This window comes from Zoogloea sp. (genome assembly GCF_030157465.1).
Classification (GTDB): domain Bacteria; phylum Pseudomonadota; class Gammaproteobacteria; order Burkholderiales; family Rhodocyclaceae; genus Zoogloea.
This window is the reverse complement of the sequence record NZ_JAOAUU010000056.1, coordinates 30,356-44,616: the sequence shown is the minus strand read 5'-3', so window position 1 is coordinate 44,616 and position 14,261 is coordinate 30,356. Positions and strand designations below refer to the sequence as shown.

10 protein-coding genes and 1 riboswitch are annotated in these 14,261 nt (G+C 67.9%); of the genes, 3 read left to right on the top strand and 7 right to left on the bottom strand.

Annotation, left to right across the window (positions count from 1 at the left end):
- Positions 1 to 36: 36 nt before the first annotated feature.
- Positions 37 to 132: riboswitch (TPP riboswitch) on the bottom strand.
- A gap of 149 nt (positions 133 to 281) precedes the next feature.
- On the top strand, positions 282 to 1,757 hold the full coding sequence (locus Q1W26_RS06440; protein WP_300437408.1) for a carbonic anhydrase family protein: 1,476 nt from the start codon (positions 282 to 284) through the stop codon (positions 1,755 to 1,757).
- Between the two features lie 241 nt (positions 1,758 to 1,998).
- Positions 1,999 to 2,490 carry a hypothetical protein gene (locus Q1W26_RS06435; RefSeq protein WP_300437406.1) on the top strand — a complete coding sequence of 164 codons (492 nt, stop codon included), beginning with the start codon at positions 1,999 to 2,001 and terminating at the stop codon, positions 2,488 to 2,490.
- An 8-nt stretch (positions 2,491 to 2,498) separates the two neighbouring features.
- Here Q1W26_RS06435 and Q1W26_RS06430 read toward each other — a convergent pair whose 3' ends face one another.
- The 6 genes from Q1W26_RS06430 to Q1W26_RS06405 all read right to left on the bottom strand — a co-directional run bounded on the left by Q1W26_RS06430 (position 2,499) and on the right by Q1W26_RS06405 (position 12,331).
- Entirely contained in the window at positions 2,499 to 5,324 is a 2,826-nt protein-coding gene (locus Q1W26_RS06430) for a hybrid sensor histidine kinase/response regulator (RefSeq protein WP_300437404.1), read from the bottom strand.
- A gap of 8 nt (positions 5,325 to 5,332) precedes the next feature.
- Positions 5,333 to 6,223 carry a transporter substrate-binding domain-containing protein gene (locus Q1W26_RS06425; RefSeq protein WP_300437401.1) on the bottom strand — a complete coding sequence of 297 codons (891 nt, stop codon included), beginning with the start codon at positions 6,221 to 6,223 and terminating at the stop codon, positions 5,333 to 5,335.
- 174 nt (positions 6,224 to 6,397) lie between these two features.
- Entirely contained in the window at positions 6,398 to 7,399 is a 1,002-nt protein-coding gene (locus tag Q1W26_RS06420) for an LLM class flavin-dependent oxidoreductase (protein ID WP_300437398.1), read from the bottom strand.
- Positions 7,396 to 10,323, bottom strand: coding sequence for a hybrid sensor histidine kinase/response regulator (locus tag Q1W26_RS06415; protein WP_300437395.1), 2,928 nt, complete (start codon positions 10,321 to 10,323; stop codon positions 7,396 to 7,398). The genes Q1W26_RS06420 and Q1W26_RS06415 overlap by 4 nt, the downstream gene beginning before the upstream one ends.
- Before the next feature lie 14 nt (positions 10,324 to 10,337).
- A complete protein-coding gene (locus tag Q1W26_RS06410) occupies positions 10,338 to 10,658 on the bottom strand; it encodes a transporter substrate-binding domain-containing protein (RefSeq protein WP_300437392.1) in 321 nt (106 codons plus the stop codon).
- A 269-nt stretch (positions 10,659 to 10,927) separates the two neighbouring features.
- Complete coding sequence (locus Q1W26_RS06405) at positions 10,928 to 12,331, bottom strand: PLP-dependent aminotransferase family protein (protein WP_300437389.1); 1,404 nt, start codon at positions 12,329 to 12,331, stop codon at positions 10,928 to 10,930.
- 154 nt (positions 12,332 to 12,485) lie between these two features.
- Here Q1W26_RS06405 and Q1W26_RS06400 point away from each other — a divergent pair, with 154 nt between their 5' ends.
- Positions 12,486 to 12,944, top strand: a complete 459-nt coding sequence (locus Q1W26_RS06400) for a hypothetical protein (RefSeq protein WP_300437386.1) — start codon at positions 12,486 to 12,488, stop codon at positions 12,942 to 12,944.
- A 133-nt stretch (positions 12,945 to 13,077) separates the two neighbouring features.
- Here the strand turns inward: Q1W26_RS06400 and Q1W26_RS06395 are convergent, their stop codons facing one another.
- Positions 13,078 to 14,253, bottom strand: a complete 1,176-nt coding sequence (locus Q1W26_RS06395) for a polysaccharide pyruvyl transferase family protein (RefSeq protein WP_300437382.1) — start codon at positions 14,251 to 14,253, stop codon at positions 13,078 to 13,080.
- Positions 14,254 to 14,261: the final 8 nt, after the last annotated feature.

Genomic DNA, 14,261 nt, shown 5'->3' with positions numbered 1-14,261 from the left:
AAGGCTCCATGGGGAGGGCCGCCGGAGAGGAAAAGCGCGGCTGGAGCCACGTTTCCCTACGCCGGCACGACCCGGATCAGGTTCGGAGGGTATGTCTCAGCCGCGTGCAAGGCGGCACCCCTAACGTTTCCCCTGAAACTACTGGAAGAGGGGGCTAAACGCAAGATTTCGCGGGAAATTTTGTCATTCGCCGGGGGGCGCTAAAGCTTTGCCGCTGCCGCGCCGAAATAAGAGGCATCCGGCCGCATATGCGGCCCGCACATTTCCCCGGAGAAGCAAACATGCGCTACCGCATGCGTCCCCTCGCAGCCCTGCTGGTCCTTGCTGGCGCGACCTCCGCGCTGGCTGCCGACTGGCAGACCGTCGCGTCCGACAAGAAGCGTACGATCGAACTCGACCGGGCCAGCATCCTGCAGTCCGACCCCGGCACCAAGGTGGCCTGGGGGCGGATCGTTCTTTCCGACGCCGAAGCGGCCGCCGCCGGCTACATGACGGTGAAGGCGCTCAACCGCTACGACTGCAGGAACCAGACTTTCGCGACCATCAAGCGCGTTTATCTCGACGCCGATTCTGCGGTGGTCAAGGACGAGAAGGTCAAGGTCGAGAAGGACGTGCCGGTTGCAGCCGGCAGCGTGGACGAAAAACTGTGGCGCGATGTCTGCAAGCCTGCCGGGGGCATGGCGGATATTTCCCAGCTGGCCAAAACCGCCTCGAAGGCCGCGCAGGCTGCAAGCGCCAAGCCCGACCTGCGCGCGGCGGATTACCGCCCGGTAAAGGGGGCCGACAAGGCTGCGGTGACGCAGGTTTCCGAAGCCAAGGGCGAACACGCCGCCGAGCCGATCACCCCGATCAAGAAGAATTTCATCGACAAGCCGGCGCCGCCCCCAAGGGCCGAAGTCGTCGACAAGCATGTCGAAAAACCGGCCCAGGCCGAAGCCGCGGCGCCGGAAGTGCGCCGGGTGCCGGCCTATGTGCCGCCGCCGCGTCCGCGTCCCCGCGTGGTGCGCATGGCGCCGGTGCAGGTGGAGGCCCGTGCCGGCCACGGCCCGGCCGCCGTCGGCACGCCGCTGGAACACCACGAGATCCACTGGAGCTATGACGGCGAGGGTGCCCCGGCCAACTGGGGCGTGCTCAAGCCGGAATGGCAGCTGTGCGGCACGGGTGAGCGGCAGTCGCCCATCGACATTCGGGACGGGATCAAGGTTCAGCTGGAGCCGATCAAGTTCGACTACGTGCTGTCCAACTTCCGCATCGTCGATAACGGCCACACGGTTCAGGTGAACGTCGGGCCGGGCAGCAGCATCGCGGTGATGGGGCGTTATTACGATCTCGTCCAGTTCCACTTTCACCGGCCGTCCGAGGAGCGCATCAACGGCAAGGGTTTCGAGATGGTCGTGCATCTGGTGCACAAGGATCTCGACGGGCGCCTAGCGGTGGTGGCGGTGCTGCTCGAACGCGGGCTGGCTCATCCTGTGGTGCAAACCCTGTGGAATAACCTGCCGCTGGAGAAAAACGTGGATTACTCGCCGGAAGGCGTGAGCATCGACCTGAACCAGCTTTTGCCGGCCGACCGTAGTTACTACACCTACATGGGTTCGCTCACCACGCCGCCGTGCAGCGAGGGCGTGATGTGGATGGTGATGAAGCAGCCGGCCCAGCTTTCGCACGAGCAGATCGCGATTTTCGCGCGCCTCTACCCGATGAATGCGCGCCCTGTGCAGTCGATCCGTGGCCGGATGATCAAGGAATCCCGCTGATTTGACCGGCCGATCCGGCAGCCCGGGCCCGCGGCCTGGCTGCCGGCTTTTCTTGTCTGGCACCGCGGGTTTTCGGGCCGTGGCCCGGGTGTGCCCGCCGGGCCTCCAAAAAAGCCGGTTTCGACTTGTCAGGTCAAGGGCTTACACTTCCGACCTCACGGCGGATTGCGCCGTTTCCTTGTTCCCCATCGGGGCCCGATGTTGGCGGCCCCGACTTTCACAGGTTTTCAAAGCTCACTCCATGTATCCGATCCACGAAGTTGATGTTCTTATCCTGCTGGCCGTCACGATCGCCTCTAAGAGGCGTCCGGCAGAGCTGCTCGAGGTTGTTGCGGCGGTTGATCTGCTGCAGGTTGCCGTGCCTTCCGAAACGCGCCTGGTCGAGGCGTTTCACCGGCTGTCGGTGCATGGCCTGATCCGTGAGGTGGAGGGCGGCTACACGCTCACGCCGGATGCCCAGAAGGTGATGAGCGGCCGTGTTCCCAAAAAGGCCGATACGGTCGAACGCATGCAGGTGATCCGGGAGCGGCTCGGCGACTACATTCCGGGCGGCGGCAACGTGCCCGTTGTGGTGACGCCGCAGCAGGCTTGCGCTGCCATTCTGGCGCAGCGGGCTGCCGCGCAAGCGGGCGGCAAGAATCTGCTGATGCCGAAGCCCAAGGTCGAAGAAGACGACAAGCGCCGTCCCTGGCCCCACCGCGGGCCGGGTGGCGGGCGTCGGCGCCCGGGCTGATTTGCGGCTTACTCCCCGGTCCGGATTTCCAGTTCGCGGATGAGGCCGTCCAGCGCGTCGGCCAGCTCACCAGCCAGGGCGCGGCTGTTGGCGTCGCCTGCGCGGGCGGCCATGTCGGTGGTGGCGGCCAGCTCGTAGATTTGCGTGGCCTTGAGGGTGCCCGCCGAGCCCTTGATGGCGTGGGCCACGAAGGATAGTTCCGACAACTCGCCATCGCCCGCGGCGAGTGCGCGTAGCTGGGTGACGCTGCTTCGGTAGCTGATGAGCGCCTTGCCGGCGATGCGGGTGACGAAGCTGGTCTTGCCCTTGAACTGCACTTCGAGTGCCGCCCAGTCGACGATGCCGGTGCTGTCGGCGGGTTTGGCTGCGGGCGCTTCGGGCATCGCGGTGTTGCCGCGGGTTTCGGTGGCCGGTGAGCGGCAATGATCCAGGATCTCTTTCATCAGCGGGTCGAGCTCGATGGGCTTGGCTATGTGGGCGAGCATGCCTGCGGCGAGGCAGTGATCGCGCGCTTCGGCGCCTGCGTGGGCCGTCAGGCCCAGCACTGGCAGCTTTGGATCGATGGCATGCAGGTGGCGGGTCAGTTCGTAGCCGTCCATGCCGGGCATCTGGATGTCGGTCAGGACGATGCTGTATCCGGCGGAGCCTGCGCTCTGGATGTGGGCCAGTGCTTCGCTGCCGCTTGCCACGCAGTCTACCCGGGCGCCCTCCTGGGCGAGCAGGTCGGCCAGCACGAGACGGTTGATCTCGTTATCGTCCACCGCCAGCACCAGCAGGCCGTCCAGGCGGGTGTGTGGCGGGGCGAAGACCGGCCGCGGGCCGGCCGTGTTGCGCAGGCAGTCTACCAGGTGGCGGGTGCGCAGCGGCCGCTCGATCAGCGGCAGGCGGCCCTCCAGGCCTTCGGCCAGGCCGGACATGTCGATTTCATCAATACGGCCGACCAGTGCCACGCAGCGCCCCTCGTCGCGCAGGCGGCCGAGCCATTTTCTCCAGGCGGAGCCACGTTCGGCAAAACGGGCATCGACGGCGACGAGGGCATCGGCCGGAACCATTCCGACCGGGCTGTCGATGGTGCTGGCGGGAATGCCGCGGGCGGCCAGTTCGGCGAGCGCCACGCGGGCTTCGTCGGCCGGAAAACCCGCCAGCATGATCCTTCCGGGCGGCGGCGGGGCTTCGGGTTCGGGGGCCACCAGCGGCAGCCGGACGTCGAAGCTGCTGCCGACCCCGGGGGTGCTGCTGACTTCGATGGTGCCGCCCATGGCCTTGGCCAGGTGGGCGCTGATCGACAGGCCCAGGCCGGTGCCGCCGAAGCGGCGGGTGGTCGAGCTGTCGGCCTGCTCGAAGGGCAGGAACAGGCGCTGGATCTGTTCGGGGGTCATGCCGATGCCGGTGTCGCTTATCCGCAGGCAGAGCTGCTCGTTCTCGATCCGCGCCTCCAGGGTGACCGAGCCGGTATCGGTGAACTTGATGGCGTTGCCCAGCAGGTTGACCAGCACCTGCGATAGGCGCAGCGCATCGCCGCGGAAGCTGGCCGGCAGGCCGCTTTCGTGCACGGTGAAGGTGAGGCCCCGGGTGAAGGCGCGTTCGGCGGTGAGGGTGATCACGCTGTCGATGACCTTGCCGGGTTCGACGGGGATGAACTCGACCTTCAGTTTGCCTGCTTCGATCTTGGCGCAGTCGAGGATGTCGTTGATGACGCCGAGCAGGTGCTGGCCCGATTCGATGATGCGCACGAACTGGTGTTCGGCCTGGCGGCCGGCCGAGCCGCGCTGGCCCATCTGGGCGAGACCGAGAATGGCGTTGAGGGGCGTGCGGATTTCGTGGCTCATGTTGGCGAGAAACTCGCTGCGCGCCTGGGCCAGGCGCTCGGCCCCGATGCGGGCGCTGGTGTTGGCTTGTTCGACCCGGCTGCGTTCGCGCATCTCCTGCATCACGATGAACATCACGATGAAGGGAACGGCGCCTACTGCTGCCAGCAGCAGTGACGGGATGGAGTGGGCGCTGAGTTCCCGCTCGGTGATCAGGGCGACGAGGGCGAAGGGGGTGCCGTCCACGTTCTGTTTGAGGGTCGCGATGAGCCTGTCGTCGCCGATGGCCGGCTGGTCGATGGCGGCGTGCTGGCCGTCGGAGCCCAGTCCGGCGAGAAGCCGGGAAACTTCCGGCAGTGAGAACTCGGGGGGCGCCTGACGGGTGACGGGTTTGCCGGTGGCGGCCAACACGATGGCTTCGGGGCGCAGTACGCCCGTGTGGCCTTCAAGGACGAGCGTGGGGCCGTAGGCGATCAGGTAGCCGCGCAGTTGCCCCTTGACGGTGACCGGGCGGGTGAGGCGCAGCAGCAGGCCCGAGTCGAGGAGGGCGATGCCGCGACTGTCGCCCAGTTCCGGCAGCAGCGCGGCGTAGTGTTCCAGCCATTCGGAATTGCCCGACTCGCCGATCAGGGTCCCGTGTTCATCAACCAGCACGATGCGGGTGTAGATGTGGTGGGGGCCGCGCAGTTTCTGCTCGATGACGTGGGCGAACTTCTCCTCGACGGCCATCACGTGGATGCCCAGGCCGTACTGGGTGCTCATGCCCAGATCGACGCCGCCGAAGTAATTGGCTATCGGCTCCGAGGCGGCCAGATCGGCGAGGTCGTTGTGACGTTCGGTGAAGTAGTAGGCCAGGCCGTCTGCCTGCCGGGTCAGCTCGAGTTGCACGGAGTCGAGCAGGTTTTGCTGCAGGCGCTGGCGAACGTCCAGGTTATGCACGAACAGCCCCGCTGCGTAGGCGATGAAGATCAGCACCGCGATCAGGCTTTTGCGGTATCGCCTGAGCAGGGATGCGTTGGCTGGCATGACGAAGGTCAGGGCCGGGTCGGCAGGTCTTTGAAGAACTCGGGCAGATAGCGCGGGGCGGCGCGGAAGTATTTCTTGACCAGCTTCATGTAGGTGCCGTCCTGCTTGATCTGGGCGAGGAAGGTGTTGAAGGCCTTGCGCAGTTCGGGGGAGTCCTTGCGGAAGGCCGCTGCCATGCGCTGTTCCTCGGAGATCGGGCCGATCACCATGACCTGGCCGGACCAGCGTTCCATGGCCACCATCACGTCGGGCACGTCGAGCAGGGTCATGTCGCTTTCGTGCTTGAGCAGGGCCGGCACGATGTCGTTGAGGTTGGTGCTGCCCGTGAAGCGCTTGAGCTTGTAGCCCTTGCCTTCGAGGTCGTAGAGGGTGGGGTCGAGGCAGGAGTTGTCCATCACGAAGGTGGTGCCGAGCTTCAGCATGGCCTTGGTGGTCTTGATGTCCTGCTCGCGGTTGCCGCTGGGCTTGATCGGCCTCACGCCGGCTTCCGGACGGGCCAGCAACCAGACCGCCGACGGAAAGGTGGGGTCGGAGTAGTCGATGATCTTTTTGCGCGGCGGCAGGATGGTGAGCCCGTTGGCGATGATGTCGCCGCGCACCGGACGGGTGCCGACTTCACGGTAGGTGGGCTTGAAGCGGACTTCCTTGCCGGTCAGATCGCCAATCACGTCACCCCAGGTGGAGGGCACGAATTCGTAGCGCACGCCCAGGTGGCGGGCGAAGAGCTGGACGATTTCCACGTCCATGCCGTCGCCGCTGCCGGTGACGAAATTGGCGTAGGGCACGCCAAGGTGGCGCAGCACGCCGCGGGTGCGGATGTCCTGGAGGTCGTCAGCGAAGGCGCAGTGGGTGAGCAGCGCCAGCGCAAGCGCCAGCCAGCGGCGGAAAAACGGGGCCATGACATCTCCTTGTGTTTCCGGCCGGGAGGGCTGGACGGGCACGCGCGGTTAATGATCAACTCATTGACGCTAACGGAAATTGCGGCGGATTCTTTACCGGAAAATGCTGACGGCAAAGATGCCGGGCGGGGGGCGACGGCATGCACCGCGCGCGGCCCGCCCGGCAAGCGGTGCTCAGGCCGCCACGGCTGCGGCGGCGATGTCGAGGGCGCGCAGGCGCAGCTCGGGATCGTAGATGTCGCTGACCAGCATGAACTCGTCGGCCTGGGTGAGTTCGGCGAGGCGGCTGAATCCTTCGTGCACGCGTTCCGGGCCACCCACCACGGCGGCGGCGAGGAAGTCGCCGATGGCGGCGCGTTCTTCGGAGCGCAGGCCGGCCATGAAGTTTTCGACGGGCGGCTGCAGGCGGCGCCGGTTGCCGGTGAGGATGCCGAGCACGCGCTGGTAGTTGCTGCTGGCGAGGTATTCGGCTTCTTCGTCGGTGGGGGCGGCGATCAGCGGCACGCCGATGGTCACGTAGGGTTTGTCGAGGGCTTCCGAGGGGCGGAAGTTGCTGCGGTAGATATCGATGGCCTGAAGCACCTGGCGCGGCGCGAAGTGCGAGGCGAAGGCGTAGGGCAGGCCGCGTTCGGCGGCGAGCCGGGCCGAGAAGGTGCTGGAGCCGAGGATCCAGATCGGCACCTGGGTGCCGGCGCCGGGCATGGCAACGACGCGCTGGCCGGGCTGGACGGGGCCGAGCAGCTGTTGCAGTTCGGCCACTTCGCGGGGGAAGTCGTCTTCGGTTTCGGTGCGGTCGCGGCGCAGTGCGCGCATGGTGATGCCGTCGGTGCCGGGGGCACGGCCGAGGCCCAGGTCGATACGGCCAGGGTAGAGCTCGCCGAGGGTGCCAAAGGCTTCGGCGACCACCAGCGGAGCGTGGTTGGGCAGCATGATGCCGCCGGAGCCGACCCGGATCGTGCGCGTGCCGCCGGCGATGTGGCCGACCAGCACGGCGGTGGCCGAACTGGCGATGCCCGGCATGTTGTGATGTTCGGCCACCCAGTAGCGGGCGAAGCCGAGGGTTTCGGCGTGCTGTGCAGTGCGCAGGGCCACCGCCAGCGAGTCGGCCACGCTGCGGCCCTCGCGCACGGCGACGAGGTCGAGCATGGAAAGCTTGGTGTCTTTGAGTGTGTTCATGGGTTTGATTGTAGTTGCGCTGTCGCTTTTTGACCCGCTTCGGCGCTGTGGATTTCGAGTTCGACGATCAGTTCGTCCAGCTGCCCGGCTAGCGTGGCGGCGAGGGCGCGGCTGTCTGGCTGGCCGGCCCGGGCAGACAGGTCGGTGGCGGCGGCGAGTTCGTGGATGCTTTGGGCTTTGAGCGCACCGGCCGAGCCCTTGATGTTGTGGGCCAGGAAAGCCAGTTCGTCCAGCCCGCCCTGGCCCGCAGCCAGTTCACGCAGGTGGGTGGCTTCGTTGCGGTAGGTGATGATGGCTTTGCCGGCGATGCGGCTGACGACGCTGGCCTTGCCCTTGAACTGGGCGTCGAGGGCCGGCCAGTCGATCAGCCTGCTGGCCGTGGCCGCCGTGACGGCGACAGCTTCGGGGGCCGCGGGCAGCACCGCTGCGGCCTGTGCCGGAACGCTGGCGCGGGGGGGCGACGATCGGCGGTGACGCAGGATTTCGGTCACCAGGGTGTCGAGTTCGATGGGCTTGGTGACGTGGGCGAGCATGCCGGCGGCCAGGCACTGGGTGCGGGATTCGGCGCCCGCGTGGGCGGTCAGCCCGAGCACCGGGAGTCCGGGGTGGGTGGCGAGCAGGGCGCGGGTGAGTTCGTAGCCGTCCATGCCCGGCATCTGGATGTCGGTGAGCACGATGTCGAAACCCTGTGGGCCACCTGCTTCGAGACGGGCCAGGGTTTCGGCGCCGCCGGGCAGGCATTCGACCTGTGCGCCTTCCTGCTCGAGCATGTCGGCCAGCACCAGCCGGTTAACCTGGTTGTCGTCGACGGCCAGCACCGAGATGCCGGCGAGGCGCATTTCGGCCGGGGTGCCGGGGGTTGGCAGGGTGGCGCTGGTGTGGAGGCAGTGTATGAAGTGGCGGCTGCGCAGGGGGCGTTCGATCAGCGGCAGGTGGGCGCCGAGTTCGTCCGGCAGGGCTGCGCGGTCCACGTCGTCGAGCCGGCCGGCGAGGGCGACGGGGTAGCGCTGCTCATGCAGCCGGATCAGCCATTCTCGCCAGGCGCGGGTGTTGCCGGCGAGGCGGGCGTCGACCACCAGCAGCTTGGTGTCGGGAGGCGTGGCGGCGGGGGCGTCGATGCAGGTGCTGCGGATGCCGCAGGTGAGGAGTTCGGCGCACAGGCGGGCCGCCTCGTCGGGCGGGAATCCGGCCAGCACGATGCGGCCGGAGGTGGCTGGGGGACTGTCGAATTCAGGGGCGATGAGTGGAATCCTTACGTCGAAGCGGCTGCCCTCGCCGGGGTGGCTGCTGACGTCGATGGTGCCGCCCATGGAGTGGACCAGGTGGGCGCTGATCGACAGGCCGAGGCCGGTGCCGCCGAAACGCCGGGTGGTGGAGCTGTCGGCCTGCTCGAAGGGCAGGAAGAGGCGGGCGATCTCGTCCGGGCTCATGCCGACCCCGGTGTCGCTGACCCGCAGGTGCAGCATGTCGCCGTCGACGCCGGCCTCCAGGGTGACGTCGCCGTGGTGTGTGAACTTGATGGCGTTGCCCAGCAGGTTGACCAGCACCTGCGAGAGTCGCAGCGGGTCGCCCTGGCACCGGGCGGGCAGGCCGTTTTCGCGGACCTCGAAGTTGAGCCCGCGGGCGAAGGCCCGTTCGGCGGTGAGGGTGACGGCGCTGTCGATGACCTGGCCCGGTTCGATGGTGATGTGCTCGACCGACAGCTTGCCGGCCTCGATTTTCGCGCAGTCGAGGAAGTCGTTGATGATGCCGAGCAGGTGCTGGCCGGAGTCGATGATGCGCACGAACTGCTGGTTGGCCTGCCGTCCGGTGAGGTCGCGCTGACCGATCTGGGCGAGCCCGAGCACGGCGTTGAGCGGGGTGCGGATTTCGTGGCTCATGTTGGCGATGAATTCGCTGCGCGTGCGGGCCAGCCGTTCGGCTTCGGCGCGGGCTTCGGCGCGGGCGGCGGCGAGGGCCCGTTCAACCTGCCGCCGCTCGCGCATTTCAAGCATGACGATGAAGAGGACGACGAAGGGCACGGCGCCGGCGGCGGCCAGGAAGAGGGACGGAATGGCGTGGGCTTCGAGTTCGCGCTGGGTGATCAGGCTGGCGAGGGCGAGGGGCGAGCCCGCGATGCCTTGCTTGATGGCGGCGATGGGCTTGTCGCCGTCGATCGAGGGGAGCGTGTCGGTGCGCCGGGTGCCCGTGGCGCCCATTCCGGCCAGCAGCCGGATGAGTTCGGGCCGTGAGAACTGCGCGGGGGCCGGGGCCGACACGGGATGGCCGGAGCTGGCGATCACCAGGGCTTCGGGGCGCAGGGCGCTGGCTGCAGCGGCACGGCCTTCGAGGGCGGCGACCGGGCTGTAGGCGATGAGGTGGCCGCGCAGGGCATCCTTGACCCTGACCGGCTGGCTGAAGCGGAGCAGGTCGTGGGTGTCGAGCAGGATGACGCCACGAGTGTTGCCGCGGGTGTCGCCGAGCTGCGCCGCCAGGGCCGGGTAGTCTTCCCGGGTGTCGGTGCGCAGCGTGCCGGCTTCGGCGATCGGCTGCCCGGCGGGGTCGATCAGCACGATCCGTTCGTAGATGCGCGTCTGGCCGACACGTTCCTGGTCGATGAGGTGCTCGAAGCGGTCCTCGATGGCCTGGGTATGAACGCCTAGGCCGTACTCGACGGTCATGCCGAGGTCGTGGCCGGCGAAATAGTTGGCCACGGCATCCGAGGTGGCCAGGTGGGCCAGTGCGTTGTGGCGCTCCGCGAAATAGCTGGAAAAGGCGTCCGCCTGCTTGGCGAGTTCGAGGCTGGCGGCGTCCAGCAGGTTTTGCTCCAGGCGCTGCTGGACGCTCAGGTTATGGACGAACAGGCCTATCGCGTAAGCGATGAAAAGCAGAACGGCGACGAGGCTCTTGCGGTAGCGCCGCAGCAGGTTTTGATCGACCGACATACCGGTGGCCGAGCCTATTTTTTCCCGGACGGCAGATCCTTGAAGAACTCGGGCAGGTAGCGCGGGGCGGCACGGAAGTATTTCTTGACCAGTTTCATGTAGGTGCCGTCTTGTTTGATCTGGGTGAGAAAGCTGTTGAAGGCCGCGCGCAGTTCGGGGGAATCCTTGCGGAAGCCGGCTGCCATGCGCTGTTCGCCCGAGATGGGGCCGATGACCCGGATCTGGCCCGGCCAGATTTCAAGCGCCAGCAGCACGTCGGGTACGTCGAGCAGGGTCATGTCGCTTTCGTGCTTGAGCATGGCCGGGACGATGTCATTGATGTTGGGGCTGCCCATGAAGCGCTTGAGCTTGAGCCCTTGCCCTCGATGTCGTCGCGGGTTGGCTTTTAGCGGATCTGCTTGCCGGTGAGATCGCCGATGACTGAAACAATGAGGCCGGCAGCAAGGAGGCACAGCCTGCGGAACGCGGCTGATATTTTTGCTATTGGCATCGTCAATGTCCTGATCCGCCCCGAAACGGCCGGGGCAAGCATGGAGCGATAGTACTTTAGTACTAGCGGACAGGGGCTCTGAAACTTGAGTTCGGGTGCGACTTCAGCTGTATGTCATTTTTGCCGGGCATCGCCAAGGAAGCGTTCGAGCCGCGGGTCGGCGCAGAAGCCGACGTTGAGGCGGAGGTAGCCGGAGGGCTGGCTCTGTGGCCGGAAGACGCTGCCGGGGGCCAGCAGGATGTTGTCGCGGGCGGCGCGGCGGGCCAGTTCGGAGGTGTCGGCAAGGCCGGGTACGCGGGCCCACACGAAGGGGCCGCCGCGGGGCTCGGGGTCGGGCTGCAGGCCGACCCGTTCGAGCATGCGCAGGGCCTGGCCGGTGGCTTCCGACAGGCGGCCCTTGAGGCGTTCGACCAGCTTGCGGTAGTGGCCGTCGGTGAGGAGCTGGTGGATGAGTTGTTCCGAGAGCTCGGCGGACGACATCATCGTGACGATCTTGACGTCGGTGAAGCGGTGGGCGAGATCGGGCCTGCAGGCGATGAAACCGACGCGCAGGTTGCCGGAGATCGTCTTCGAGAAGCTCGAGGTGTAGATGACCCGCGAGAGCTGGTCGAGGCTGGCCAGACGGGTGGCTGCGTCGGGGGCGAGGTCGCCGTAGATGTCGTCCTCGACGATCATGAAATCGTGCTTTTCGGCCAGTTGCAGCACCCGGAAGGCGGTGGCCGGCGAGAGGTTGCAGGCGGTGGGGTTGTGCAGCACCGAGTGGGTGAAGAACAGGCGCGGTTGGTGATGGGCGAGCAAGGCTTCGAGGGCCTGGGTGTCGGGGCCGTCGGGGGTGCGCGGAACGCCCAGCAGGGCCACGCCGTAAAGGCGCAGGTTGCCGAACAGGTTCCAGTAGCCGGGGTCGTCCACCAGCACGCAGTCGCCGGGCTTCAGAAAGTAGCGGCAGATGATGTCGAGCGCCTGGTGGACGCCATAGGTGAGGACGATCTGGCCGGGCGTGGCGCCGATGCCGATTTCGGCCAGGCGCACCTGCAACTGGGCGCGCAGCGGGGCGTAGCCCTGGGGCGAGCCGTAGCTCACCGGGCGCACGTCGGCGCGCCGCGACAGGGCCCGCAGCGCGCGCAGCACGCCGGCTTCGTCGAGCCAGGCGGCGGGCAGGCTGCCGGAGCCGGCGAGGATGCGCGCCGGGTCGTCCGCGGCCATTTCGCGCATCAGCCAGGCGGCGTCGATGGCCCGCTCGATGGCTTCGCCCGATTCCGCCGCGCGCGCCGGCAGCGCCCGGCTGGCCACGTAGAAGCCCGATCCGCGCTTTGATTGCAGGTGGCCGGTGGCGACCAGCCGGTCGTAGGCTTCGACGACGGTGAAGCGCGACACGTCGTGGGCCTCGGCAAACCGGCGGATCGGCGGCAGGCGCGCGCCGGGGTGCAGGATGCGGTCGTCGATGCGGGTGCGGATGGCGGCGACGATCTGGTCCACCAGCGGGGTGCCGCTGTCGGGGGCGAGGGCGATCTGGAGCATGAGGGGCGTGTCCGGTGTATCGGTCGGGCGACCGGGCCGGATGGGTGACGGCAGCCGGTACGGGCGGGTGATTTTTCGGGTGATTGTATCTTTGGTGCTTTGAAATTGTCCGCTATTGTCAGGCTGTCTTGAGTGAATTGCCGAGGAGCCCGCCATGAATCGCCCAGTTTTGTGCCTGTTGTCAGGGGTGTTGTCCCTGGGCCTTGCCGTGCCGGCGACAGCGGGCGAGCGGGGGGCCGAATCGTACAGCCCGGAGTTGAAGTGGGTGCTGCTGGCGCCGCCCGGCGGGAGCGTGGTTCAGGTGCTCGACGTGAGCCGCGGGGTGACGCCGCTGGCGACTTTGCGCAGCCGGGCGCGTGGCCAGGTGGTGGCGATGCGGGCGCAGCTGGCGGGCCGCCGGGTGTGGGTGCTGGCCGGCAACGGGCTGGACGTGCACGATGGGTTCAGCGGCCGCCTGCTTGGCCATTGGGCGGCGCCCGAGGGGGTGCGGCTCGACCGGCTGGAGGTGGATGCGTCCGGCCGTCCGGCTGCGTGGAGCGGTGCCCGGGCCTTCGAGGCGGTGACGGGCGCGGCGGTGCTGGCGCCGCTCGGGGCGCGCCTGAGCCTGCGCTGAGCGGATCTCCCGGGTTCAGCCGCTGGGGCAGGGCGCCGCCCCATTCGTGCTTGCACACCGAGCCCTTGCGCATCGAGCCTTCTCCGCGCGTCATTGTTTCAGCGACCAATGTTGCGCCCGTCGGGGTGGTCGTTCAGGCTTCGAGCGCCGCAAAGGCCTGGCGGTAGCGCATGGCGGTTTCGGTGGCGGTGTGCTGCCGTGCGGCGGGTCGGGTGGCGCGGCTGAATTCCAGGGCTTCGGCGATGTGGCCTGCTTCAACGGCTCCGGGCTGGCCGGCATCCCATGTCCGGGCGAAGGCGGCCTGCTTGTGGCCCTGGCCGGGGTGGATGACATTGACGCGCGGCAGGCCGAAGGCCATGGCGGCGATGCGGCCGTGCAGGCTGCTGCCGCAATAGGCGCGGCTGTGGGCGATGAGGGCGCAGATGTCCCACAGGTCGAGCGATCCGAACAGGTGCACCGGCCGGGTGTGCAGGCGGGCAGCAAGGCGCCGGAGGCAGTCGGGGTCGTCGTGCCAGGGCGCGCTGCCGGCGCGAAACAGGGCGATGGCGCAGCCACTGGCCGCGGCGGCCTGATCCAGTTGGGCGGCGATTTCGGTGAGGGTGGCGTCGTCGCCGAAATCGCCACCGAGCTGCACGGCAAGGTAGTCGGGGCTGGCCTTGCGGAGTGCGGCCACTTCACCGCAGCGGCCGCGGGTTTCGATGAGTGGCGTAAAAAGCTCGGCAAGCAGTACGGCCGGGTCGGGCATCAGCGTGGCGCCGATGCCGGCGGCGCCCAGGTGGGCGAGGGTGGTCTCGTCGCGTACGCCGATGGCGTCGGCACTGCGCAGGCTCGCCAGCACTTCGTGCCGCAGCGCGGCCGGGCTGTCGGCCAGATCCACACCGCCCACGCCGCAGTAGAGGATTCGCTCCGCGGCGGGAAACAGCCGGCGCGGCACGCAGTAGGGGGCGAGGGCGGTGAGCCCGAGTTGCTGCCGGGCCCAGTTCTGGCGTGCCTCGGGATGGGTGTCGAGGCGGCGGATGAGGGCCGGCGCGGCGTCGGGGGATTGCAGCATCAGCGCGGCCTGCCAGGCATTGCAGGTCAGCAGTTCGCCGCCGACGTGGATGAGGCGCACCGGCCGGTCGTGCCATTCGGCGGCCAGCTGCGCCAGGGCCCGCACCCGGTGGCCGCCGAAGGGGCGCAGGTCGCGCCCGGCGAGGCCTGCGAAGATCAGCGGCCGGCCGGGCAGCAGCGCAGCCGCGATGTGGGGAAAAAGCAGATCGCCGAAGTTGTGACGGTCGAAGGCGCCGAACAGGATGGTCGGGGCGGGCATCGACGGGC